The 24,025-nt window shown below is 37.0% G+C and carries 21 protein-coding genes and 1 tRNA gene; 10 read left to right on the top strand and 12 right to left on the bottom strand.

Features of this window, described 5'->3' with window-relative positions; translation table 11 throughout:
* Window positions 1–249 precede the first annotated feature (249 nt).
* From alaS to ACFRAE_RS16315, 5 genes are all read left to right on the top strand, one after another.
* On the top strand, window positions 250–2,865 hold the full coding sequence (gene alaS, locus ACFRAE_RS16295; RefSeq protein ID WP_422798238.1) for an alanine--tRNA ligase: 2,616 nt from the start codon (window positions 250–252) through the stop codon (window positions 2,863–2,865).
* 5 nt (window positions 2,866–2,870) lie between these two features.
* The gene (locus ACFRAE_RS16300; protein WP_422798239.1) at window positions 2,871–3,968 is read left to right on the top strand and encodes a redoxin domain-containing protein; all 1,098 of its coding nucleotides are present in this window, start codon (window positions 2,871–2,873) and stop codon (window positions 3,966–3,968) included.
* Window positions 3,969–4,075: 107 nt separating this feature from the next.
* Window positions 4,076–4,768 carry a response regulator transcription factor gene (locus tag ACFRAE_RS16305; RefSeq protein WP_422798240.1) on the top strand — a complete coding sequence of 231 codons (693 nt, stop codon included), beginning with the start codon at window positions 4,076–4,078 and terminating at the stop codon, window positions 4,766–4,768.
* Window positions 4,769–4,902: 134 nt separating this feature from the next.
* Complete coding sequence (glmS, locus tag ACFRAE_RS16310) at window positions 4,903–6,744, top strand: glutamine--fructose-6-phosphate transaminase (isomerizing) (protein WP_422798241.1); 1,842 nt, start codon at window positions 4,903–4,905, stop codon at window positions 6,742–6,744.
* Between the two features lie 16 nt (window positions 6,745–6,760).
* Window positions 6,761–8,908: a DUF4954 family protein gene (locus ACFRAE_RS16315; protein WP_422798242.1), complete on the top strand. Its 2,148-nt coding sequence runs from the start codon at window positions 6,761–6,763 to the stop codon at window positions 8,906–8,908.
* A 74-nt stretch (window positions 8,909–8,982) separates the two neighbouring features.
* Here the strand turns inward: ACFRAE_RS16315 and ACFRAE_RS16320 are convergent, their stop codons facing one another.
* Window positions 8,983–10,377, bottom strand: a complete 1,395-nt coding sequence (locus ACFRAE_RS16320; RefSeq protein ID WP_422798243.1) for a 3-keto-disaccharide hydrolase — start codon at window positions 10,375–10,377, stop codon at window positions 8,983–8,985.
* A 120-nt stretch (window positions 10,378–10,497) separates the two neighbouring features.
* Between ACFRAE_RS16320 and ACFRAE_RS16325 the strand changes: the two genes are divergently transcribed.
* Window positions 10,498–11,913 carry a Gfo/Idh/MocA family oxidoreductase gene (locus ACFRAE_RS16325; protein WP_422798244.1) on the top strand — a complete coding sequence of 472 codons (1,416 nt, stop codon included), beginning with the start codon at window positions 10,498–10,500 and terminating at the stop codon, window positions 11,911–11,913.
* 22 nt (window positions 11,914–11,935) lie between these two features.
* The gene (locus ACFRAE_RS16330) at window positions 11,936–12,934 is read left to right on the top strand and encodes a 3-keto-disaccharide hydrolase (protein ID WP_422798245.1); all 999 of its coding nucleotides are present in this window, start codon (window positions 11,936–11,938) and stop codon (window positions 12,932–12,934) included.
* Window positions 12,935–12,972: 38 nt separating this feature from the next.
* Here the strand turns inward: ACFRAE_RS16330 and ACFRAE_RS16335 are convergent, their stop codons facing one another.
* The 3 genes from ACFRAE_RS16335 to ACFRAE_RS16345 are packed head-to-tail and all read right to left on the bottom strand — an operon-like array spanning window position 12,973 to window position 14,603.
* On the bottom strand, window positions 12,973–13,278 hold the full coding sequence (locus ACFRAE_RS16335) for a Smr/MutS family protein (RefSeq protein WP_422798246.1): 306 nt from the start codon (window positions 13,276–13,278) through the stop codon (window positions 12,973–12,975).
* Window positions 13,279–13,325: 47 nt separating this feature from the next.
* Window positions 13,326–13,733: a group III truncated hemoglobin gene (locus tag ACFRAE_RS16340; protein ID WP_422798247.1), complete on the bottom strand. Its 408-nt coding sequence runs from the start codon at window positions 13,731–13,733 to the stop codon at window positions 13,326–13,328.
* 24 nt (window positions 13,734–13,757) lie between these two features.
* Window positions 13,758–14,603: a hypothetical protein gene (locus ACFRAE_RS16345; RefSeq protein ID WP_422798248.1), complete on the bottom strand. Its 846-nt coding sequence runs from the start codon at window positions 14,601–14,603 to the stop codon at window positions 13,758–13,760.
* A 324-nt stretch (window positions 14,604–14,927) separates the two neighbouring features.
* Here ACFRAE_RS16345 and ACFRAE_RS16350 point away from each other — a divergent pair.
* The 3 genes from ACFRAE_RS16350 to ACFRAE_RS16360 all read left to right on the top strand — a co-directional run bounded on the left by ACFRAE_RS16350 (window position 14,928) and on the right by ACFRAE_RS16360 (window position 16,787).
* Window positions 14,928–15,001: transfer RNA gene (locus ACFRAE_RS16350), tRNA-Pro, on the top strand.
* 349 nt (window positions 15,002–15,350) lie between these two features.
* Entirely contained in the window at window positions 15,351–15,995 is a 645-nt protein-coding gene (locus ACFRAE_RS16355; protein ID WP_422798249.1) for a hypothetical protein, read from the top strand.
* Between the two features lie 174 nt (window positions 15,996–16,169).
* Complete coding sequence (locus tag ACFRAE_RS16360; RefSeq protein WP_422798250.1) at window positions 16,170–16,787, top strand: FMN-binding negative transcriptional regulator; 618 nt, start codon at window positions 16,170–16,172, stop codon at window positions 16,785–16,787.
* Between the two features lie 81 nt (window positions 16,788–16,868).
* On the opposite strand, the gene ACFRAE_RS16365 is transcribed toward ACFRAE_RS16360, so the two are convergent.
* The 8 genes from ACFRAE_RS16365 to ACFRAE_RS16400 all read right to left on the bottom strand — a co-directional run bounded on the left by ACFRAE_RS16365 (window position 16,869) and on the right by ACFRAE_RS16400 (window position 23,479).
* Complete coding sequence (locus ACFRAE_RS16365; RefSeq protein ID WP_422798251.1) at window positions 16,869–17,537, bottom strand: hypothetical protein; 669 nt, start codon at window positions 17,535–17,537, stop codon at window positions 16,869–16,871.
* Between the two features lie 5 nt (window positions 17,538–17,542).
* Window positions 17,543–18,454: a relaxase/mobilization nuclease domain-containing protein gene (locus tag ACFRAE_RS16370; RefSeq protein WP_422798252.1), complete on the bottom strand. Its 912-nt coding sequence runs from the start codon at window positions 18,452–18,454 to the stop codon at window positions 17,543–17,545.
* A complete protein-coding gene (locus tag ACFRAE_RS16375; RefSeq protein WP_422798253.1) occupies window positions 18,435–18,797 on the bottom strand; it encodes a plasmid mobilization protein in 363 nt (120 codons plus the stop codon). Before ACFRAE_RS16375 ends, ACFRAE_RS16370 begins: the two co-directional genes overlap by 20 nt.
* Window positions 18,798–18,867: 70 nt before the next feature.
* Window positions 18,868–19,749 (bottom strand): toprim domain-containing protein, encoded by an 882-nt coding sequence (locus tag ACFRAE_RS16380; protein ID WP_422798254.1) that lies wholly within the window; start codon window positions 19,747–19,749, stop codon window positions 18,868–18,870.
* Window positions 19,750–19,893: 144 nt separating this feature from the next.
* Window positions 19,894–20,940: an AAA family ATPase gene (locus ACFRAE_RS16385; RefSeq protein ID WP_019974744.1), complete on the bottom strand. Its 1,047-nt coding sequence runs from the start codon at window positions 20,938–20,940 to the stop codon at window positions 19,894–19,896.
* The gene (locus tag ACFRAE_RS16390) at window positions 20,940–21,239 is read right to left on the bottom strand and encodes a helix-turn-helix domain-containing protein (RefSeq protein WP_019974745.1); all 300 of its coding nucleotides are present in this window, start codon (window positions 21,237–21,239) and stop codon (window positions 20,940–20,942) included. The genes ACFRAE_RS16385 and ACFRAE_RS16390 overlap by 1 nt, the downstream gene beginning before the upstream one ends.
* 145 nt (window positions 21,240–21,384) lie before the next feature.
* On the bottom strand, window positions 21,385–22,143 hold the full coding sequence (locus ACFRAE_RS16395; protein ID WP_026357447.1) for a hypothetical protein: 759 nt from the start codon (window positions 22,141–22,143) through the stop codon (window positions 21,385–21,387).
* 4 nt (window positions 22,144–22,147) lie between these two features.
* On the bottom strand, window positions 22,148–23,479 hold the full coding sequence (locus ACFRAE_RS16400) for a tyrosine-type recombinase/integrase (RefSeq protein ID WP_422798255.1): 1,332 nt from the start codon (window positions 23,477–23,479) through the stop codon (window positions 22,148–22,150).
* Window positions 23,480–24,025: the final 546 nt, after the last annotated feature.

Below are 24,025 nucleotides of genomic sequence, written 5' to 3' on the forward strand. Positions count from 1 at the left end.
AACTTATTTAAAAAATAAATTTATGGGTTACCATTTTTCGATCAAGTGATGGAATTCTGTTGGAATCATGGATTAGAAAAAGGAATAGAATTATTCATCCTTAGTAAAGGATGAACCGGCTGAATTTGATTGTGTTTATCTAAGCTGGAGAGATAGGAAGAAGTACTAAATTAACGTCATAAACAGGCAATTTCTAATGAATAGTTTGTGAATTTTAGTACTTTTGCAAGCAAATTAGATATGAAATAAATGACTAGTAGAGAAATTCGTCAAGCTTATTTAGATTTTTTTAAAAGTAAAGGTCATCAAATCGTTCCTTCTGCACCTGTTGTAGTAAAGAATGACCCGACACTAATGTTCACGAATGCAGGGATGAATCAGTTTAAAGAATTGTTTCTTGGCGAGGCCAATATCAAATATCCTCGAGTTGCTGATACACAACGCTGTTTACGGGTTTCTGGAAAACATAATGATTTGGAAGAAGTTGGGATCGATACGTATCATCATACTTTATTCGAAATGTTAGGAAATTGGTCTTTCGGTGATTACTTCAAAAAAGAAGCCATTGAATGGGCATGGGAATTATTAACTGGCGTTTATCAATTGGATAAGAGTCGTTTATATGTTACGATTTTCGAGGGGGATGCAACAGAAAGCTTACAACGCGATCTGGAAGCTTTTGATTTATGGAAAGGATTAATTTCTGAAGACCGTATTTTACTGGGAAATAAAAAGGATAATTTTTGGGAAATGGGCGATACAGGTCCATGTGGTCCTTGTTCTGAAATCCATTATGATATGCGATCTGATGAGGAAAGAAATGCGGTTTCAGGAGCAACATTAGTTAATGCGGATGACCCTCAAGTTATCGAAGTTTGGAATCTTGTTTTTATGCAGTTCAACCGCCTAAAAGATGGTTCATTAGTGGCACTACCAGCTAAACATGTCGATACAGGAATGGGTTTTGAGCGATTGGTACGTGCGATACAAGGAAAATCTTCCAATTATGATACAGACGTATTTCAACCATTAATTCAGTTTATAGCGAATAAATCAGGTATACCATACGGTCAAGATGAGAAAACGGATATTGCCATGCGTGTGTTGTCTGATCATATTCGTGCGGTTAGTTTTGCGATTGCAGATGGGCAATTGCCATCGAACAATAAGGCTGGCTATGTTATCCGTAGAATATTAAGACGTGCTGTTCGCTATGCTTATACGTTCTTAAATTTTAAAACACCCTTTATCCATGAACTAGTACCAGTATTGTCTGCACAATTTCACCATGTTTTTGATGAATTGAAGCAGCAAGAGGATTTCGTGGAAAAGGTGATTTTAGAAGAAGAGGTTTCATTTTTAAGAACACTAACGGCTGGAATTCAGCGTTTTGAAAACTACATCGGGGATCATCAATCCATCGATGGTAATTTTGCTTTTGAATTATTTGATACGTTTGGATTTCCAATAGACTTGACAGAATTATTAGCTAGAGAAAATAATTTACAAGTGGATATGGAGGGCTTTGAACGTGCTTTGTTAGCGCAAAAGGAACGTTCGAGGGCTGCAACAAGTATAGATACTGGCGATTGGATTCCTGTTAATGATCAACAAGAAAGTCAATTTATAGGCTACGATCACTTGAGTGCACACACTGAAGTGGTAAAATATAGAAAAGTAAGTGCTAAAGGAAAAGAACAGTTTCAATTAGTTTTGGCTGAAACGCCTTTTTATGCCGAGGGCGGCGGTCAAGTAGGGGACACGGGGTACTTAAGATTTTTAGATAATAATGAGAAAATAGATGTTTTAGATAGCAAAAAAGAGAATGGATTATTCATTCATTTTATTGATAAGCTACCGAGTACATTAACGGGAACAGTAGAGGCTGTAGTCGATGAATCGAAAAGAAAAGATTCAGAATCTAACCATTCTGCAACACATTTGCTACATGCTGCCCTTAAAGAAGTGTTGGGAGATCATGTTAATCAAAAAGGCTCCCTAGTATCTCCTGATCTATTACGTTTTGATTTCTCACATTTTTCTAAATTGACTTATGAGGAAATCAAGCAGATCGAAGATATCGTAAACCGTAAAATTCGGGAAAACATTGCCTTAAAGGAAGAACGTCAAGTGCCTTATCAACAAGCGCTTGCTTCTGGTGTGACGGCATTGTTTGGTGAAAAATATGGTGATTTTGTTCGCATTATTACTTTTGAAGATGCTTTTTCTAAAGAATTGTGTGGTGGTACGCATGTGAAAGCAACGGGAGAAATTGGTTTCTTCAAAATTATGTCTGAATCGGCAGTGGCTGCGGGCGTACGTAGGATTGAAGCGATAACTGGTTCTAAAGCTTCTCAAGTGATTCGTGAGTATTTTGAATTAATGGGGAATCTGAAAGAATTATTAAATAATCCAAAGGATTTTGTTTCAAGCTTGTCAAAGTTAATCGATGAAAATTCGGCATTAAAGAAAGAAATCGAAAATCAAATTCGCGAACGGTCGAAAGGCATGTTGGCTGATTTGCAAGCTAAAATGATCCATGTAAATGGTATAAACTTCTTGGCAACCAAAATAGATTTACCAAACCTTGATGCTATAAAAGCATTGGCATATACCTTAAAAGGAGCTGTAGATAATTTATTCTTAGTATTAGCTTCAGAAATTGATGGAAAGCCAAATTTAACGGTGATGATTTCCGAAGAATTGGTGAAAACACATCAATTGAACGCGGGAACTATTGTTCGTGAATTAGCTAAAGAGATTCAAGGTGGAGGTGGTGGACAGCCATTCTTCGCAACTGCTGGTGGTAAAGATGTTACTGGATTAGATCGTGCTATTGAAAAAGCTAAGGATTTTCTAAAATAAACTATATGAAAAGGATTGCAATCGTTTCTTCTGTTTTTTTATTATTTGCTTTTATGAGCTGCTCTAACAAAGAGAGTATGCTAATTCGGGGAGTTGTTAATAATCCTGGAAATGTGAAAGTTATCAGCTTTTATGAAGGAGATAATAAGTTAGACTCGGTGTTTTTAGCGGATGGAAATCAATTTAAATTTGAGCGTCCAGCAACGCAAGAAAGGCTTTTAACAATCAAAGTTGGAAATAATAATATTCCCTTAATCGTGGAGCCTGGTAAAGAATTGTCGATAACACTTGATCTTCAACAACCGCAAAACTATAAAATCAGCGGTTCTGAATTAAGCAATAAGTTAAAGGCTTTTGCACCTTTAAAAGAAAATATTGACCATGTTCGTGATTCTTTGCAAGCTGTTTTTACAAAAGCAACTGCAGATTTGGAGGTTAATGAGGTTCAAAGTCTTCGGGCAGAAATGTTATTGGAGTTTGAACCTTCTTATGGGAAATTTACAGCGGATGCGGTTTCTTTTGCAAAGGAGCATCATGACCTCGCTGGTTTTTACGTAATGAGCACATTGGATTATGAATTGGCTGAAGCCGAATTAATTGCATACAGTGAGGAGATTAAAGATAAATTTCTAGAAAATAGGTATGTTAATGATTTCAAAGCCGAGGTAGAAAAACTTAAAAAATTGGCTATCGGTCAGCATGCGCCGGCATTGGAAGGGTTTACGCCTACTAATAAAGCCGTTAAATTAAGTGATTTGGCCGGTAAGTATGTGCTCATTGATTTTTGGGCTTCATGGTGTGCACCTTGTAGGCAGGAAAATCCGAATATTGTGAAACAATATCAACGATTTAAAGATAAGAATTTTACGGTCTTAGGGGTATCCTTGGATGACAATCCGGGATCGTGGATGCGTGCTATTGAAGATGATCATATGGAATGGGTTAATATATCGGATTTAAAAGCTTGGAGCTCACCATACGTGATATCTTATTCGATAAAAGGGATCCCAACATCTTACCTAATCGATACCGAAGGTCGTATAGTTGCAAAAAATTTACGTGGAAAAGCTTTGGAAGATTTTTTGGTTAAAACCTTAAATTAATAAGTAGGTATTGTTAATTCCTGTTTAACTCTTAACAATAACATAATATTTGGTTAACTTTATTTTAGGAATTAGTATATACCTTAGCGTAAAATAAAATACTGCATATGGCTAGTAAACAAAAAATCCTAGTAGTTGATGATGAATCTGATATAGTTGAATTGATATCATACAATCTTACGAAGGAGGGATATCAAGTCTATACAGCTTCAAATGGTAAAGAAGCTATAAAAATTGCGAAAGAAGTTTATCCGGATTTAATAATTTTAGATGTCATGATGCCCGAAATGGATGGGATAGAAGCTTGTCGAATCATGCGCTCTATGCCAGAATTCAAACAGGTGTTCATGGTATTTCTTACCGCAAGGAGTGAAGAATATTCTGAAATAGCAGGATTTCATGTTGGTGCAGACGATTATATTGCGAAACCCATCAAGCCTCGTGCATTAATGAGTAGAATTAATGCGATTTTGAGAAGAACTTCATCGGAAGCGATAGATGATTATGCAACGGATAAATTAGAAATTTCGGATTTGATCATTGATCGAGATTCTTTTTTAGTTTATCGGGATGATGATAAGTTTGTATTAGCTAAAAAAGAATTTGAGCTCTTGTATTTGTTAGCTTCGAAACCAAATAAAGTTTTTACAAGAGAGCAAATTTTAAAAGCAATTTGGGAAGATTCGGTGGTGGTAACCAATAGAACAATAGACGTACATATTCGTAAATTGCGTGAAAAAATTGGTGAAAACTATGTGACGACAGTTAAAGGAGTCGGTTACAAGTTTGAATTGAACTGATAAAATTATTTATGTATAGCGAAACCGAACAATAGTTCGGTTTTATTTTTTTGCATTGTGCAATCGATTGCATTTGATTTTTCCTATATTTAGTCGCAAAATAAACTTAATTTTTAAATTAAAAAGAGAAAAATATGTGTGGAATTGTCGGTTATACCGGATCACGTCAAGCTTATCCTATTGTTATTGATGGTTTAAAGAAATTGGAATATCGTGGCTACGATAGTTCTGGTGTTGCATTACAACAAGGTAGTTCATTAAAAGTATATAAGAAGGCTGGCAAAGTTGCTGCCCTGGAAGAACATATAGGTATCGCATCAACTTTAGGAACCACTGGAATTGGTCATACCCGATGGGCAACACATGGTGAACCTTCAGATCGAAATGCTCATCCTCATATTTCTAAATCTGGAAACTTGGCAATGATTCACAATGGAATTATTGAGAATTATGCGCAAATAAAGAATGAATTGATAAAAGAAGGGTATCAATTTCAAAGCGATACGGATTCAGAGGTATTATTGAATTTTATCGAAGATATAAAAACGAACAATGCTTGTAGCCTAGAAGAGGCAATACGTATTGCATTAAAACGTGTAACGGGCGCCTATGTCATCTTAATTATTGATGCTGAGCAACCAGATACCATCATCGCTGCGCGAAAAGGAAGTCCTTTGGTTATCGGTATTGGAAATAAAGAACATTTCTTAGGTTCGGATGCTTCACCTATGTTGGCTTATACCAAAGAGGTCGTTTACATCAACGATTACGAATTGGCAATTGTTAGACCTGATGAATTAATATTAAAGAATTTAGGAAATGAAGTAATCACTCCATTTGTTCAAAAATTGGATTTGGAGTTAGCTGCCATTGAAAAGGGGGGCTATGATCACTTTATGCTTAAGGAGATTTTTGAACAGCCAAGTACTATTGCTGATTCATTAAGAGGAAGGTTAGTGCTCCATGAATCTAGAATCATCTTGAGTGGCGTAGATGCTATACAGGAAAAGCTAAGGAATGCACGTCGCGTAATCATTGTAGCCTGTGGCACGAGCTGGCATGCTGGATTGCTGGCGGAATATGTGATCGAGGAACTGTGTCGAATAAATGTGGAAGTCGAGTATGCTTCGGAATTTAGGTATAGAAATCCAATAATTGATGGGGATGATGTGATTATTGCAATATCACAAAGTGGGGAAACTGCAGATACGCTCGTCGCATTAGAGCGAGCGAAGGAACAAGGAGCTACGATTTTTGGGATTGTCAATGTAGTAGGTTCGTCTATTGCGCGAATTTCGCATGCAGGTTGTTATACCCACGCGGGTCCAGAAATTGGGGTAGCCAGTACTAAAGCTTATACCGCTCAATTGGCAGTATTAATGCTGTTGGCGTTAAAGGTAGCCCAAGAGCGGGGAACAATCTCCAATGAGCGTTTTCAAGCGCTATGCCATGAGCTCAATGATATTCCAGGAAAAGTGCAATGGATATTGGATCATGAGGTTGATAACATTAAAGCAATTGCTTATAAATATAAAGATGCGCATGATGCATTATACTTAGGTCGTGGGTATAATTTTCCAACGGCTTTGGAAGGAGCACTGAAATTAAAAGAAATTTCATATATCCATGCAGAGGGATATCCAGCGGCTGAAATGAAACATGGGCCTATTGCCTTGGTTGATGAGCAACTCCCAGTGGTGTTTATAGCGAGTCAGGATGCCTATCATGAAAAAATAATCAGTAATATGCAGGAGATCAAAGCTAGGAAAGGGAAAGTGATTGCCGTCGTTTCTGAAGGGGATGAAATTACTCCTACAATAGCAGATGATATCATGACCGTACCATTGGCTGATGAGGTAATTGCTCCATTATTGACTGTGGTACCTTTGCAATTATTATCTTATTATATTGGAGTATATCGAGGTTTAGATGTGGACAAGCCACGTAATTTAGCGAAATCAGTTACTGTAGAATAAAAGGTATATGGGATATATGAATAAGATTCCTTTGTCAAGGATAGGATACGATTTCATACCGGAAAAATATCTGCCTGAAGGAAAGGATGAGTACTATTTAAGAAATCAGCAGTTTCAATCCAATAAAACATATCGCTCGCTTACCGCGGAAGAGATTCGTATACTGGAATTAAATGCGAACGAATCGACCGATTGGAATGACGTTTTGGTAACGGATAAATTTCTACCCCATCAAATAAAACGGTCTAAGTTTTATGGATTTGTCCGAATTGGCGACATGGAGGAGGTCTACTTGGAATATCGAGATATTCGATTGCCTGTCGGGATCTACAATTCGCAAATTATAAGTTGTGATTTGGGGGATTCCGTGTGTCTTCATCAGGTTCGATATATCGCTCATTTTATAGTAGGAAATGAGGTAATCTTGTTGAATGTAAATGAAATGGAGACTAGTTCTAATGCTAAATTCGGGAATGGTATCCTAAAAGATGGCGATCAAGAAAGTAGCCGGATCCATTTAGAACTCTGCAATGAAAATGGAGGTAGGGCTGTTCTCCCTTTTGATGGGATGCAAGCGGCGGACGTTTACTTATGGACTCGGAATCGAGATGATAAAATCTTGCAAGGTCGTTTTTTAGAATTGACGGAAAATAGGTTCAATTCGACTAGAGGGTATTATTCTGAAATTGGGGATCGAACGGTCATCAAGAATTCGCACACGATAAAAAATGTTAAAATTGGTTCAGATGCGTACATCAAAGGCATAAGTAAACTCAAAAATTTAACTATAAATTCTACATCCGAGGCTTATACGCAAATTGGCGAAGGATGTGAACTTGTGAATGGGATAATCGGTTATGGTTGCCGCGTGTTTTATGGCGTTAAAGCAGTTCGATTTATCTTATCTTCTTATTCACAATTGAAATATGGAGCACGATTAATCAATTCTTTTTTAGGGGATAATTCTACTATTTCCTGTTGTGAGGTATTGAATTCCCTCATTTTTCCGGCTCATGAGCAACATCATAATAATTCGTTTCTTTGTGCCTCTTTGATTAAAGGGCAGAGTAATATGGCAGCGGGTGCTACCGTAGGGTCTAATCACAATTCTAGAGCTGCTGATGGTGAAATTATTGCAGGTCGGGGCTTCTGGCCAGGCTTGTGTGTGAGTTTAAAACATAATTCTAAATTCGCTTCTTATACCTTAATTGTAAAAGGAGATTTTCTACATGAATTGGATATTCGGATTCCATTCAGCTTAGTGAGTAATGACACGGTTAATGATCGGTTGGTGGTTGTTCCTGGGTATTGGTTTATGTATAATATGTACGCATTGATGCGTAATACGAATAAGTTTACAAGTCGAGATAAACGAAAATTCAAAAATCAATATTTTGAATACGATATTTTGGCTCCTGATACAGTGAATGAACTATTTGATTCATTAAAGGAAATCAAACAAGCTGTTCAAAAAGCTTTGGGAACCGATGGTACTGCTGAAGATTGGTTAACACAATCCGTGGATACTAATCTGGAAGTGTTATTGGAAAATACCGAATGTTCTAAACGTAAGGTCTTATTGCTGAAGCCAAGGGAATCTTACCAACTCTTCAGGAAGTTGATCCGTTATTATGCCGTTTGTCAACTCGTTGAACAAATAGAGCCTTCGCATTTTTATACAGTATTGGAAAAACTTAGTATGAAACCATTTGAACGTTTCCATTTTGAAAATGTGGGGAGTCAATTGGTTCCGGGAAACAAATTAAAAGATTTAATCCATGAGATTAAATCAGGTTCAGTTTCAAGCTGGGAACAAGTTCATCAAAGGTATCATGACTGGAGCCAATCGTATGTACAGGATAAAGTTGTTCACGCCTTATCTTCCTTGCAGGAGGTAACAGGAAAAGAAGTAACAACTTGGAATAAGGATTTTTGGTTGGAATTATTTGATGAAGCAATTGCAACGAAAAAATGGATTTGTGAAGAAATATTTAAATCAAGGAGTAAGGATTACTCCAATCCATTTCGCTTAATGGTGTATGAATCTTTGGAAGAGATGAACACCGTAGTAGGAAGTTTAGAAGCTAATAGTTTTATCAATTTACAGAAAGAAGAATTTGACCGTTTTGAGGATAAAATAAATCAATTTAAACTGAAATTTTAATAATGACCCCAAATGACACTGCCCCCAAAAGCTAGACACTTAATGAGGGCAGTGAAAATGGGGATTTTTTAATCTTATAGTTCTTTAATTTTTAAACTTCTAAAGGAAACATTATCTCCATGATCTTGCAATAGGATATGACCTTGAGGAGCCTCGCCAAAGTTTTTCCAATCTTTATATTTACTTCCTGCTACTAATTTTCTAAAATCTTCTGATCCTCGCACAAATTCAAGCATCTTAAATCCATTAAGGTAATAAGTTACCTTGTTATTAGGCTCAACGACAATCCTTCCTCTATTCCATTCTCCTATGGCTTTACGAGGTCTAGGGTTTCGGTCTGAAGTAATTAAATCGTACAAAGAAGCTAATGTTCTGTTTCCATTTTTGCCTAATTTAGCATCTGGATGTAAAGCGTCGTCTAATATTTGGTATTCTGGTCCAATAGCCGATCCTGCAGTTTGCTCATTTAAAGTAACAAAATATTTTATTCCTGAATTTGCTCCAGGGGTTAGTTTAAAATCAAATGAAAAATCAAAAGCTTTAAATTGGGCATCTGTAATAATATCACCTCCGTTTGTAGATTCTCCACCATCTGATTTCTGTACAGATATAATACCATTTTCTATCTTCCAACCTTTTGCTGGAAAGTTTCCGCCGCGAGCACTCTTCCATCCAGTATTATCGTTTCCATTAAATAATAACTTATATCCTGCAGCTTGTTCTGCAGTGCTTAAGTTGTTTTGAACCGTATTGACGATATATACATCATTGGGGAATTTTGTTGGTTTTAGATTAGCGGTTTGAATTTTGATGTTTTTGAAATATACTTTTTTTCCATCTAATTCATCTGGAATACTATGGACTTGCAAACCAATAAATCCACTGCGATCTAAACTATCAATAACATAAGAAGTCGCTACACCATTCACCCATGTTCTAGTCTCATTACCTATCGCTTCAATTCGGATATGGTTAAATTCATTTTGTTTATAAGCAGTTTTAGCGCTTGGATTTAGGTCTAATGGGTATAACCACTGTCTTCTAGCTTCGTCATATATACCACCTGACCATGAACGAGCGGAAGGATCTATTTCCACTTGTCTGCCATATACTTTACCTAATCCGTTATTGCCAGCAGGATCAATATGACTTCGTGTTTGGATTCCCGAATTGGTGGCATTGCCTTCAAGCTTAATTTCTAATTCTAAGATGAAATCAGCGTATTCTTTTTCTGTTATTAAAAACGAATTAGGAGTTTTTTTAGTCATCACCCCTACGATACAATTATCTTCCACGAGGTATTTTGCCTTGCCAGCTACTGATTTCCAGCCAGCCAAATCTTTCCCATTAAATAGGTTTTCCCATTGGTTGTTGCTTGTTTTCGCAGATTTGCAGGATAATGTGATAGAGGCAATTGTGATAAAAATACTCGCTTTAGAAAGAATTGATTTACTCCAAGGTTTATACATGATATTAAAAGTTTGTAACAGGTTAATTGATAATTCTGCAAAATACACAATGAATTTAGGATTTTTTTTTATTTTTAGGATATAATCATGAAATAATTATAAACCCTTATCATAAATTAGATGGATCACCATTTTTCAAGAAGAAGTTTCTTAAAAAAATCAATTTTAACTGGAGGAGCGATGGCTTTTGCAAGTAGTAGTTTTGCGGATGTCATCATGGCAAGACCTAATGAGCGGGTTAATTTAGCCGCAGTTGGAATTGGTAATCGAGCAGCAGAAATTCTATTAGAATTTCATAAAACAGGGCTTTGTAATATAGTAGCCTTATGTGATGTAGATATGGGTGCTAAGCACACCTTAGGCATATTAGAAAAATTCCCTGATGTTCCTCGATTCCAAGATTTCAGACAAATGTTTGATAAGATGGGCAATCAGATCGATGCGGTCTCCGTTGGTGTTCCAGACTTCTCTCATTTTCCGATAACAATGATGGCCTTAGATTTGGGTAAGCATGTTTATGTGGAAAAACCCATGGCTAGAACATTTTTGGAAGTCGAATTGATGATGCAGAAAGCTAAGAAGAATCCGAAATTGGCGACACAAATGGGAAACCAAGGGCATTCTGAAGCAAATTATTTTCAATTTAAAGCTTGGAAAGAAGCTGGAATCATTAAAGATGTGACCAAGATTGTGGGGCATATGAATTCTCCTCGTCGTTGGCATGGATGGGATGTGAATATTAAAAATTTCCCTAAAACAGAGGAAATTCCAAATTCCCTAGATTGGGATTTATGGCAGATGCATACGATGGGCCATAACTACAATAAAGATTTTATCAATGGGCAATGGCGCTGTTGGTTTGATTTTGGTATGGGAGCATTAGGTGATTGGGGAGCTCATATTTTAGATACCGCACATGAGTTTTTAGAATTAGGTTTACCGACCGAAGTCAGTGCGGAGAAATTAGCAGGTCATAATTCCTTTTTCTTCCCGATGTCTAGTACCATTAGATTTAGTTTTCCAAAACGGAAAAAGATGCCTGCATTAGATATTATGTGGCATGATGGAGTGGATAATCTTCCTCCTATACCTGAGGGCTACGGTGTATCTGGTCTAGACCCGAATATTCCACCTCCGAGTACTGGAAAATTAGAGCCTGTAAAATTAAATCCTGGAAAAATTATATATTCCAAAGACCTAACCTTTAAAGGAGGCTCGCATGCAAGTACCTTATCCATTATTCCTGAGGATAAAGCAAAAGATATGGCGTCCCGACTACCTGAGGTACCTGCTTCTCCTTCAAATCACTTTGCTAATTTTCTTAAGGCCTGTAAAGGACAAGAAAAAACCCGATCTCCTTTTGATATTGCAGGACCTTTAAGTCAAGTGTTCTGTTTAGGAGTTATTGCTCAGCGACTAAATACCAAAATAGTTTTTGACCCGTTGAAAAAGGAAATTGTAAATGATAAATTTGCCAATGGATTATTAATTGGTCCACCTCCTAAGAAGGGTTGGGAACAATATTTTGTGGTATAGTATAAATTTAATAAATAAAGACATGATAAAACAAGTAGCTTTTGGTCTTGTATTCAGTAGTTTGTTAGGGGTTTCTCTAACTTCATGTACAAACCAACCGGCAGAAAAAAAAGAAGAAGTAGAGCATAATCCTGCCAGCCAAACGATTCCTGAGGAATCTAAAGATTTGATCGGACGATGGGATTTAACAGTAGATAAAGCGGGGAAATCTGTTCCTTCTTGGTTAGAAATTAAATTATCTGGATTTAGCACCTTAGTTGGGGCATGGGTAGGGGACAGTGGTAGTTCTCGTCCTGTTTCGCATATTAAATTAGTAGATGGTAAATTTTCTTTTGCTATTCCTCCACAATGGGAAGGCACTGAAGGAGATTTTATTATCGAGGGTGAACTTGCCGCTGGTGGTTTGAAAGGTACTATATCTAATAGTGCTGGAGAAAAATATTCATTTACTGGAGTAAAGGCTCCATATTTAAATAGAGTGGGTGAGGTAGCTTGGGGAGAATCGATTAACTTGTTTAATGGAACTGATTTAGCTGGATGGAAACCATCTAATGAAAATAATAAATGGGTTGTAAAAGAGGGTATTTTAACGAATGAATCTGCTGGTGCAAATTTAATCACAGAACAGAAGTTTGAAGACTTTAAGTTAAGTGTAGAGTTTAAATATCCGGAAGGAAGTAATTCTGGACTTTATTTAAGGGGAAGATATGAAGTACAGATCGAAGATTCTCCAAAAGATAGACACCCCGGATCACTGTATTTTGGTGCAGTATATGGATTCTTAGCGCCAAATGCTATGGCTAATTTAGCGGCTAATGAATGGCAAACGATGGATATTACTTTAGTTGGACGCTTAGTAACTATCGTAGTTAATGGTAAAACGGTCATCAATCAACAAGAGATTCCAGGCATTACTGGTGGTGCTTTAGATAGCAACGAAGGTGAACCAGGTCCAATTTACATTCAAGGGGATCACGGTCCAATAGAATTTAGAAAAATTAGCATTACACCTGCAAAATAAATAGAATAAGAGCTCAATAGATGTTGAGCTCTTATTTTTTAGATGCCTATGATTACGACCACAATATCTTCATTTTGATAGGATGAATAATATTGCCTGATAGCTCCTTGATCTTTATAGATTTTTAATTCTTCATAAACGGCTTGTTTTAATTTCCCTGTTCCTCGGCCATGGATAAACTTAATTTCCGGGTAACCCCAATATATAGCTGCATCTAAATTTTCCCGTAGAATATCGATTGACTCGCCTAATAATTCATTCGTGTCGTATGCTTCGATATTTGCTATAAAACTTTCGGCATGTAAGTCTACCGTCTTTGCAGGTTTGAATAAATTTCTTCCCATAGGGCAAAAATAGGTTTAATTCTAAATCCTAACGATTCTAAAATGAATTATAATATCGGTTTAAAAGGGTTGTTGCGAATATGGTCGAGTTTGATTTGAAATAATAGCGCCATTTTTTCAGCTCTTGATTTAGCTTCTTCAGCGATAGGTCCTACATATAAGCGATCAATTGTTGCTCTAAATAAGGATAACCAATGGTCAAAATGGGCTTTTTCTATAGGTAATTTAGCATGTGGAGGGAAAGGACGACCTGAATAGGTGTGCTGATCAAATAATATAGTTTGCCAGAAAGTATACATGATTGCTAAATGAGCATCCCAACGGTCTTGTATCACTGCATTAAAAATAGGCCCCAAAAGAGAATCATTTTGTATAACACCGTAAAATGAGTTTACAAAAATTTTAATATCATCAATTCCTTGAATATCTTCTCGTGGACTATCTTGTAATTTCATTGATTCAATAGATAAATCATAGTTTTATTCATTCGAAATTAAGCCTGGTACTAAACTTTTGGCTTCATCGATTTTTTCTTGCTCCAACAATTCAACATAGAGTTTCAATCGCTGATAGGTTGTGGAATTTGGCGCAATTTCTTTTAAGTAGTTATAGGCATCTTGGAAGTAAGCAGCTATTTGTTCACTTTCTATGGCTGGAGTATTATCCATTCCAATACAAAGGTTACTAAAATAATAGTTGTAAAGGTCAGTTGCCTTTTTTCCAATTGCAGAATTTTTAGTGCTGTTTGAAAAATCCTCCCACCAAATAGTTCGTTGAACTAAAGATTGAAATGGAATAACAATAGCAGCATCTTGTGCAAATCCTTCAATATTCTCTTTACCTAATTGCTGTAAATAAATTTCTAAATTTTTGCTGATAAAAGGATAATACTCTTTTTGAATATATAGTGGATTAACCTCTAACATAAACATACCTTCCGTTTCTTTTACCCGTAAACCATTTTCATTAATAGTTTCATAGGTATTTTCCAAAGGACTAGGGATATCATTGGATGCTTTATTAAATTCAATATCTACTAATGGTCTATAGTCAACCTTTTCTTCGAAAATAAATGGCGTCGCATATGTGGATACTTTATCAAAATAATCTAAAATACTTAGCACCGCTAAATCATTTTCTAGGCTATCTTGCTCACTAAAAAGTTCTTTGAATTTTTTATTTGCTTTCGTTAGACTCTTTACATCAGTTGAATCGAGAGCCAATAGGTAATCCTCTAGCTTTTCCACTTTCGTTAACACATATTCCTTGCCATCAATAATTTTGATATCATTGTTGTTATCCTTTTCATTCGTTGTGTTTGACACACAGCTGAATAGGAGTAAAAGGGTGAAAAAAAAGAAAATATGCTTTAAATACATGTCGCTATTTTTAAACAAAGTACATGCTAAAATTAAATTGTTGAGAGCATGTAATGTTAATACTATGCTAATATAAAAACTCCTGTAGTGAAACAGCTATTATTTTCAGACATATTTTTAATTTAGAATCAAAATAGAGAAGCTGCATGATGATTTTGTAAATTATTTCACACGTAATCAGAGGGTTAATTTAATGTTATATTTACCTCTTTGATGAATAAAAATAAGATTGTATATTTGTGCCACACAAAAACAAAGGTGATACCTTTTCGGGGTGTAGCGTAGCCCGGTATCGCGCCACATTTGGGATGTGGAGGTCGTAGGTTCGAATCCTGCCACCCCGACAAAAGCCACTGATAATCAGTGGCTTTTTCTGTTTTCGGACATATTTCGGACGAAATTGCTTGTTTTTCAATTTAATATTAAGATAGGTAAGTCTAGATTAATGTAGTCTCATATAGTGCTTTTCTTAGAAATTATAAAAAATCTAGTGGGCTTGGGGTCTTTTTTCTTATCAATATCTGTGATATGTGTGTATATCATGGTAGTCTTGATATTCTCATGACCTAGGGATTCGTTATCTATGTAGTGATAATACTTTATTCATATATTGTTGCGCTTTACAGTGTTTAATATTTTGTATATTAGCTAAGCTAAAAAATAGGTTAGTAGTAATTTTAGAAAGACTCGACAATGACAGATTGGTACAGACGAAAAACTTGGACTAAAACAGACGAAGAAGAATACTTCGCTAAACTTGGACGTGCAAGAAAAGACAGTCGAGCCCAATATTTAAGAGTTCAAGCGATAGAACTTATTGAGACGAAGGACAAAAATCTTTTGTCTGTTTCAGAGACACTTTTGAATAAAATTCTGAAGGACTATCCAGAGAACCGAATTGAAAAGAGCCAAACCTATAATTTATTAGGTGAAATTTATAAGCTTCGAGAAGAATACAATACTGCTTTAGAATATTTTCAGAAATCACTCGATATTGAAAAAGAATTTCCGAATGTTGTCACGACTGCATATTTAAACTTTTCTGAGGCTGTAATTCGTGCAGAAAAAACAGAATTGTATGATAAAGTTGAAAATCTGCTGACAGAAAAACTAAATGAAGACACTTTAATATTTCCTGTTCAAAATTACATTATGTATTCTGTAATGATAGTAATTGCAGAGTATAAAAGAAATTTTGAACAAGCAAAAATATATGAAGAATTAGCAGGAAAATATGCTAAGACACAAACTAATTCCCTTTGGAACCCTAATAAGAATAAAATTGGAGTTGTTAAAGAGAAAGTAAAATGGTTAGACAAACTTGTCGGACGTAAATAAAAAAACACTGTTAACAAGGGGCTTGAGTCAGGTGGGCTGACGTTCAATCTTAGAGTTTTATACTTCGATTAAACTTTAGTGATAAATTGAAGCTGTAATCCCGCCCAAACGTAAAGAGCTAAAACATTAGTGACTATATTTAAATAAACCTAAAATTTAGAAAGAAATCGAAAAATGTATATTCCAAAAGTAAACTTAGTGACAGACAAAACAGAAATTATTGATTTTATTAAACGGTTTAGTTTTGCGACTATTATTACCTCAAAAAATAATTTTCCAATCGCAACACATTTACCATTTGTTGTAACTACGAAAGATGATCATATAGTTTTAACTTCACATTTTGCAAAAGCCAATGAGCATTGGCAAGACATTGAAGATAGTTCTGTTTTAGTTATTTTTAGTGAACCCCACGCATACATTTCTACAAAAAACTATGACAAAGAACTAAATGTGCCAACTTGGAACTATATTTCAATTCACGCCTATGGGCAAGGAAAATTAATAACTGAACAAGAAAAGACCTTTGAAATTCTGGAAGCGACAATTGACAATTACGAAACAACATATCGACAACAATGGAACAATTTTTCAGAAGAATATAAATTAAGAATGTCAAAAGGAATTGTTGCCTTTGAAATCCTTGTAACCGACTTACAAGCTAAAAAGAAATTAAGCCAAAATAGATCGGAAACGGAGCAGAATAAAATCATTGAAACTTTATCAAACAGCAAGGACACAAACGAAATAATTATTGCAGAGTATATGAAAGAGAACTTAACAGAGAAATAACCAGTTGCAACGGCAGTTTGGCAAGATGATGGAGGTTTAAATACCTTAGTTTCGATGCCCTAAGGTATTTGAATTTAAAACTTAATCCTGTAATTCATGAATTTCTCTCTGCTTCTCCTGTATGCTCCATTTTAGGCGCTGTTGTTCTTCTTTTTTTATCACCAAATCATGGAATTTATTGGGGTTTAAAGAGTAAGAAGAGTCAATATGAGATGTTAAACTTGGTAATTCCAATTCCATCATTCGATAACGCATCTCATATGATTTTATGTTGTCAATTTGTCTATTCTTCTCGTATAAAGTACCAAGCCCTAGTGAGATTATGACCGAAAATAATACCATAACAACCACCACAGGAGTTGATTTCAAATCAATGCCATATTGATGCTTCACAATGACCTGTTCGGGAATCTCTGAAATCTTTGACACAATCTCTTTTTCTTTGTCTGCTAATACGACTAATTCCTGTCTAGTTGTAGTAACAATTTCATTGGCGACATCTTGAAGAGAGCTATAATCATTGATGATTTTGGATAGGATTTCATTTTCACGCTTGATATATCCTTTTATTTGCGTCAGAACTTCCTGATCCTGTGTTCGTATCTCATGAAAATCTTTCATTTTCTTTTCATTTTCAGAAAGTAGCGATATGATAGTCGGCATGATTCGCACAATATCTTGCGTAATTAAGTCTATGTTTTCTTGTAGAGCGTCTACCTGTTGTTTAATGTTTTGTAATTCTGTATGCATTGTCTTTAACGTTTAAATGTATTATTTTCTTTCTTTTTTCTTTTTTTTCTCCAAGGATCTTCTTGTTCTGGTGCGATTTGAGGGATAGAGAATAGTGCAGATGTGATTTCTCCAATTGCACTAATGATGCTGTTATCCATGGATTGATCTGCTGATTGGGTGTTTTCTATTGTCTGCTGTAGCTCTTCTGTGTTATCCATGCTATTTAGCGCCTTGTCTATCTGTCCGAAGCTTAATGAACGGTCAATGGCAGAGCCTCGAAATACTTGTCCGTCCTTGGAGAAAGAAATCCCTTGTATCTCGTCTAATCCCGATTTGTGTTTGAACTGGATTGATACTCCTCTATATTTGATATAGTTTTCTAGTTCATTCCAATTTCTACAAGCTTTGATACCTGCTTTTACGGTGTCATGGATCTGATACTTTATAAGGTCATTGCCTTTTAATCGTCCTCGGTTTACATTTTGTTTACCTTCTGATTGCTTGAAACCGTATAGGGTATTTAATTCTTTACAGGCTTTAAAACTCTTATACCGCTGATTACTGTTTGATATGGTTTTGCCATGATCGTTGACCCGATTAAAGAGGATGTGAATATGATCGTGCTGTCGATCGTAATGCCTAACCATTAGGCATTGTGTGTCCCTAATGCCCATTTTGGAAAGATAACGCTTGGCAGATGATATCATGATATCATTGCTGAGCATGTCCTTGTCTGCAGTGTTCCATGAGAGGATAATATGACCGACTGCCTTACCGAGTTTCGGATTTAACATTCTTTGAAAATTGAAATCTTGTATAATGGTTTTTGCATTATCTGTCCGCAGTCCTACTGAATGAATAATTTCACTATCTTTCTTTAAGGCATAAGCAACACATCCTCCAAATGATCTTCCTTCAATTAACTTGGCTATCATGGTGTAGTATTTTATCGATACAATAATTGATATGGCTGATCGTATTCTGACATTCTGTTGCGATGTCTAGTAATCCGGATTGATGTGCTTTTTTCGTTAGCTGATTGAGATTGTTTGAAGCTCCAGTAATCGCCCTCAATGCTTTGAGCTGTTCTTCGGTAAACCTCGGAGCGATCTTGCGAAGGGTCGCAGATTTGCGTACCCATTCGGATTTGCTCATGCCTGCAATTGTTGCATTCTGTAAAACTCTTTTATGTTCCAACTCATCGAAACGTACGTTGATCCTGAACTTCTTTTTATTTTCGAGTGCGGGTCTTCCGCCTTTTTTCTTGTTATTTTTCATCTTGTTTCTTTTTAGCTGTGACCATCGGGAGCTTATAGGTTTTGGGGTCACCAAAACACAACCTTGCTTCCTACCTATTCGATAGCTTTCTTCCCGATTGGGTGCTATGAATTTGTTCTTTGTGTGATCTGAATATCAGGTAGTCATTGACATCCTTGATCCTGTTGTCTTGCCTCTGCAGTTCTTCCATTCCATTTTTTACGGTGTGCGTTTTCTTAAAATGGCTTCGCAAGGTGTGGTACGATTTTAAACCACTGCTATCTGTGTCCAGATAGCTTGTTATTCTGTTATGTCGCTCTAAGAATGGATATGCTTTTTGCAGATTGGCGGTCGTATTCAGGATACAGAAGTTCGTATTTAGATACGGCTTACCTGCATTCTTTTTTAACGTCATAAAGGACAGCAGATCTGTGAAGCCCTCAAACAGTACAACATCTTTGCTACCGTTACCGATCGTAGTGATCCCCTTTGTCAATAGGGAGCGTTTGTCATAGCTGTTGCGCAGTTCGTATCCACCTGCATCATTCTTAAAACAGACGGCAAAGTACGTCTGTCCATTTGCCGTCCTGTAATAGATTTCCTGACAGTATGCTCTGGCAATTTCAATATCTATTTTGCGTACGTCGGTCAGATAGTCCGTCAGAGCTTTATTCCCGAGAGGCTTAACGGAAAGGATGGTGTACCCCCGTTCATTTTCATGTTGCATGATCGGTACTTTATCCAATACGGTCTGCTGGTGAAAAGAAAGGATATTTTTTCTTTCATCAGCCCAATCCAAAACAGTTGATAGATTTTCCGTATCCAAAAACTTCATCAGGAAGTCAATGTTGTTACCTCCCAAACCATCCGAATGCGAATACCAGATATTTCTGTGTATATCCACCTTTGTCGAAGCGGTTCTTTCGTTCCCTCCATTGAACGGATTTCTAAGCCATGCTTCACGGCTGTTCATTCTGGCACACGGAATCTGCAGGTAATTTAATATGGATATGAGCGGTATGCGCTTAAGTTCATCACATGTCATAATCGTAATCTTTTAAGTAGGTTTAGTTTAGTCTAATACTATATAGGGGCGGACTAAACTAAACCTGTTTTTTTAGTAATAGAATTCAGGATTAAACCGGTAGGTCTTATCGTTCTTGATGACCATCCGTTTGTTTTCCAGAAACGTCTTTAGCTGTTTGGCTTTATTGATGCCGAAATTGAAGCCTTTTGCTAGATAAGCGTCCTTTAATCTTCGGACAAAGTCATCATAACTGCAGGTTATTTCGCTATCGTTAAACATTTCCTGTAACACTTCCCGATGGTTCTCTTTGGAAAGCTCCTGATAGTCGAACCCTTTTCTCGATGCAGTGCCTGACAGGTCAAAGTTCTCGTCCAGTACGGGCAAACCATCATCTATATAAAAGGTAAATGGCTCAAACTCGATATCCCTGATGAACTTTGGGGCCACGGTGCTGTAGTTTGCATCCAGATCGCTTTTGGTGACCTGTAAGATGGATTCTGCCTTATTGTTCAATTCAGTCCCCAAATGGCCTCTTGTGTTGTCATCTCCCTTGTTTAAGTGTAGCACGGTATGGATATGGATATTTAGTTCCTGTGACCATTTCATCAGCTTGCCGGTAATTTCAGTCGCTTCCGTTGCATTATTGATGTCGTAAACAAGATCCCTGATCCCGTCTATGATCACCAGACCTATCCTGCCCGCATATTTGGACAGGGCATATTCGATGATACTAATGCGCTCTTTGGTGGGGTATTCCCTCAAGGATATGAATTTTAGGTTTTCATGGACTTCCGTTGTCGGGTAATTTATGAGCTTGTAGACCCTTGAAAGCAACCTGTGGCAATGGAACTTGCTCTGCTCTGTATCGCAGTACAGCACCAATGGACGGTTTATGGGAACTTTGACCTTGTATTGTAATATCTGTTTTCCGCTCAATGCAGCAGCCACCAATGAAATCACATTGAATGTTTTCCTGCTCTTCGCCTTTCCCGTGGATGCGCTGAAATTCCCTAATGTACCGATAACGGAATCGGAATTGCTGATTGTTATCATGATAGGAGGTTCTAAAAATTCATCTGTTATTTTTACTATAGCCCTGTCCAGTGCCGTGGCTGTGTCCTGGTTAAACGAGATCATTATTTACCTCCTTTGTTCCGGTTGAAGCCGGCCATTGAAGCCACTACCTCCTGTTTTTTGAAATAGATCCGCTTTCCCATACGCATGTAGGGGATACGTCCCTGCTTCATCCACTCGGTCAGGCTGACGAGTGAAATGTCAAGTTCGTCCGCCATTTCCTTTTTGGTCAATAGTTTCTCGGAAGACCGGGTTTCGGTGTTGCTCGATGTGTGTTGCACATCTGAAATAAAAAGGTGAAGTTCTTCCCTTACAGCATCCTTGATGCAATCTTTAAGGGCTTTTTGGTCAAATTGAATCATACTTTGCTCATGTTTATATGTTTAATGATCCGAAGTCGTGGCCACTTTCTTCGAGTGAATTAACATGAGCAAAGTTGGCTTTATGGCCATTTTATAATGCCTTTCGGGGGGTGAAAGGCAAAAATAAATGCTAAACAACTGTCATTCAGCTATTCTTTGGTTTCCGTTTGGATACTTTAATTTCGAAAATTCGATCTTTTTCCCTTAGTGAAGTGGTACTGTCAAAGTAGTTCAGTGCGGTTCCCAATGGTATTTCTTCATCATTGATTTTGAAATGATTTGAAACTAACTTAGCCCATGTTCTGTACGGAAGCTCGGAAAACATAGTTTCTTGATCGGTAGGTTCTAAAGAAGTGTTCGGAATTGCACCAATAGCTTCAAACAGGCTAAACAGATGGTTTTTATCGGCACACCTTACTTTAATCTTATGTTTAGGAGCTACCACAAAATCTTCCAGTTGTTGTTTTAGGATTTTGATCTCTTGTATCAATCTCTGGTTTCGCTCACTTTCGGTACCGATAATTCCCCAAACGTCACGTGATTTCAGCCTGTCAATAAAGTTTTCAACCTTTTCGATATATCCTTCGTATTTTTTCTTATCGTCCCAGAAATACGATCTGTTTTTTGCCTTTGATCTGAAATGTTCTATCTCATCTTCACATACAGTGATCACTTTTTTGAAGAATTTTTCTTCGTTTTTACTTTTACTCTGTTTGAAAAAGTAATCTAAATGATATTCATAATAGGGCGTGAATCTTTCTGGATGCAGTAATAGCACTTTGTTCACAAAGTGTTTGTCTGACATTGATCTGGGCTGTAAAAAGCTCAATAAGGGGAGACCGATATCGAAATAATGGTTTGAAGAGTTGAAAGCCTGTTTGTATTTAAAAAATCTGTCTGCCATAATTTTAAAATTTATTGAGTGCGTCAATTAACGAATCTGTGCTTGCCGATTCATATTTCATTAAAGTCCGTATGTCGGAATGTGCAGTTAGTTTCTGCACAAGGGTGATCGGTACGTTCCTGCTTAGCAGGTTCGTTACCATTGATCGCCTGCCGACATGGCTCGATAGAAAGTCGTACTTCCTTTTTTCTATCACCAGCTTTTGCTTGCCCGAATACCTCGTTATCTTGATGGTCTCGTCCAGTCCGGCAAGTTTTCCGACTGTCTTTATATATTCATTGAACTTCTGGTTGGAAATCTTGGGTACGTTGTAACCGATACGTTCCAAAATATCCTTTGCAGGGGCTATGTACCCCTCAAAAGGTACGATTACCCTTTTCTTGACCTTTACCGAAATAAAGTCCCAAGCATTGTTTTTTATATCCTTTGGATCGAAGTTGATCAGATCCTCAAATCGTTGCCCTGTGTAGCACAATAGACAGAACAGATCCCGTACTCTTTCCAGACTGGGTCTGTCCGAAAGATCATGGTTCATCAGTTTCTCTATTTCGGCTTCGGACAGGGCAATGATCTCATTGTAGGCTTTCTTCTTGAAATTTGTTTTTTGCGTTTTGAAAACATCGGGATGCACCAGATAATCATTGTCGTTGCACCACTTTAGGAATACCTTTAGCGTGGATATGTATTTGTGTATGGTGTCATTTAGCAAACCTTCCTTTTCTTTATCGTTCGTATTCCTCTTCTTGCTTAGGAATACCTCAAACTGGTCAAGAAATTTGCTGTCCAGTTCCCTAAGGACAAGATTTATACCTTTCTGTTTTTCAAAGTCTTCCAGACCTTTAAATACCGTCCTGTATTCTTTTAATGTGCCTTCTTTGACAAAATTGGATTTATAGGACAGGAACTGTATTTTTAGACGGGAAATGGATATTTCGTTGCTTACCGCATTGTCCCTGTCGATACAGCCCTGTATGATCTGTTTATAATCCTCCTTGGATAGAAACTGGTTTTTGTCTTTTTTGCCCATTGCTTCCCGGATGCAGAGATTGGCAAGGGTGTTCAGCTCGACATTGAATTCCAACGCTCCGCTGGCACTTGGTTTAAGCCTTTCCTTTTCAAAATCCCAACTTTTGGGCAATATCTTATAGTTTGTCCTGTATTTTATCCTACAGGATTTATCCGGTGAAAAGAAGAGGTACAGCGCAGTGGGCGATGGATTCCAGAACTTCTGTGCAAGGTTTTTCTTTTTCCCTCCAATCTTTGCCAGTTCCTGTTTGACCTTTTCAGGCGCAATATCGGGGTTATAGGGCTTGTCTAAATAAAAATTTACTTTCATATTTCTCGGACATATTTCGGACAAAAATGCTTAATATTACCATATTTCACCTTTGCATGGTTAGGTAAAGATAAGTAATAGAATGTGTAAACACCTAATAATCAGATTAAAATAAGAAAAGTAAAAGTAGAGTATGATAACGGTTCGAATCCTGCCACCCCGACAAAAAAAGCTCTAACGAAAGTTAGGGCTTTTTTTATGCGCCATTTTAAGATTCGGTCCGTAGTTCGATCCGAAGGAGCTTCAGGGTATTGTATGTGGTTTGTGGGGCTGAAGCAATCCTGCCAGCCCGACAAAAAAAGCGCTAACGAAAGTTAGGGCTTTTTTTATGCGCCATTTTAAGATTCGGTCCGTAGTTCGATCCGAAGGAGCTTCAGGGTGTTGTATGTGGTTTGTGGGGCTGAAACAATCCTGCCAGCCCGACTAAAAAAGCGCTAACGAAAGTTAGGGCTTTTTTTATGCGCCATTTTAAGATTCGGACCGTAGTTCGATCCGAAGGAGCTTCAGGGTATTGTATGTGGTTTGTGAGGCTGAAGCAATCCTGCC

This window comes from Sphingobacterium sp. HJSM2_6, assembly GCF_049316305.1.
Lineage (GTDB): Bacteria > Bacteroidota > Bacteroidia > Sphingobacteriales > Sphingobacteriaceae > Sphingobacterium.

Bases quoted from the DNA above. Each gene is read 5' to 3' on its own strand.
- ACFRAE_RS16315 (WP_422798242.1), top strand. From the start codon at position 6,761: ATGAATAAGATTCCTTTGTCAAGGATAGGATACGATTTCATACCGGAA.
- ACFRAE_RS16305 (WP_422798240.1), top strand. From the start codon at position 4,076: ATGGCTAGTAAACAAAAAATCCTAGTAGTTGATGATGAATCTGATATA.
- ACFRAE_RS16320 (WP_422798243.1), bottom strand. From the start codon at position 10,377: ATGTATAAACCTTGGAGTAAATCAATTCTTTCTAAAGCGAGTATTTTT.
- glmS (WP_422798241.1), top strand. From the start codon at position 4,903: ATGTGTGGAATTGTCGGTTATACCGGATCACGTCAAGCTTATCCTATT.
- ACFRAE_RS16335 (WP_422798246.1), bottom strand. From the start codon at position 13,278: ATGGGAAGAAATTTATTCAAACCTGCAAAGACGGTAGACTTACATGCC.
- ACFRAE_RS16365 (WP_422798251.1), bottom strand. From the start codon at position 17,537: ATGCATACAGAATTACAAAACATTAAACAACAGGTAGACGCTCTACAA.
- ACFRAE_RS16390 (WP_019974745.1), bottom strand. From the start codon at position 21,239: ATGATTCAATTTGACCAAAAAGCCCTTAAAGATTGCATCAAGGATGCT.
- ACFRAE_RS16325 (WP_422798244.1), top strand. From the start codon at position 10,498: ATGGATCACCATTTTTCAAGAAGAAGTTTCTTAAAAAAATCAATTTTA.
- ACFRAE_RS16355 (WP_422798249.1), top strand. From the start codon at position 15,351: ATGACAGATTGGTACAGACGAAAAACTTGGACTAAAACAGACGAAGAA.
- ACFRAE_RS16400 (WP_422798255.1), bottom strand. From the start codon at position 23,479: ATGAAAGTAAATTTTTATTTAGACAAGCCCTATAACCCCGATATTGCG.
- alaS (WP_422798238.1), top strand. From the start codon at position 250: ATGACTAGTAGAGAAATTCGTCAAGCTTATTTAGATTTTTTTAAAAGT.
- ACFRAE_RS16370 (WP_422798252.1), bottom strand. From the start codon at position 18,454: ATGATAGCCAAGTTAATTGAAGGAAGATCATTTGGAGGATGTGTTGCT.
- ACFRAE_RS16395 (WP_026357447.1), bottom strand. From the start codon at position 22,143: ATGGCAGACAGATTTTTTAAATACAAACAGGCTTTCAACTCTTCAAAC.
- ACFRAE_RS16385 (WP_019974744.1), bottom strand. From the start codon at position 20,940: ATGATCTCGTTTAACCAGGACACAGCCACGGCACTGGACAGGGCTATA.
- ACFRAE_RS16340 (WP_422798247.1), bottom strand. From the start codon at position 13,733: ATGAAATTACAAGATAGTCCACGAGAAGATATTCAAGGAATTGATGAT.
- ACFRAE_RS16375 (WP_422798253.1), bottom strand. From the start codon at position 18,797: ATGAAAAATAACAAGAAAAAAGGCGGAAGACCCGCACTCGAAAATAAA.
- ACFRAE_RS16330 (WP_422798245.1), top strand. From the start codon at position 11,936: ATGATAAAACAAGTAGCTTTTGGTCTTGTATTCAGTAGTTTGTTAGGG.
- ACFRAE_RS16300 (WP_422798239.1), top strand. From the start codon at position 2,871: ATGAAAAGGATTGCAATCGTTTCTTCTGTTTTTTTATTATTTGCTTTT.
- ACFRAE_RS16380 (WP_422798254.1), bottom strand. From the start codon at position 19,749: ATGAACAGCCGTGAAGCATGGCTTAGAAATCCGTTCAATGGAGGGAAC.
- ACFRAE_RS16360 (WP_422798250.1), top strand. From the start codon at position 16,170: ATGTATATTCCAAAAGTAAACTTAGTGACAGACAAAACAGAAATTATT.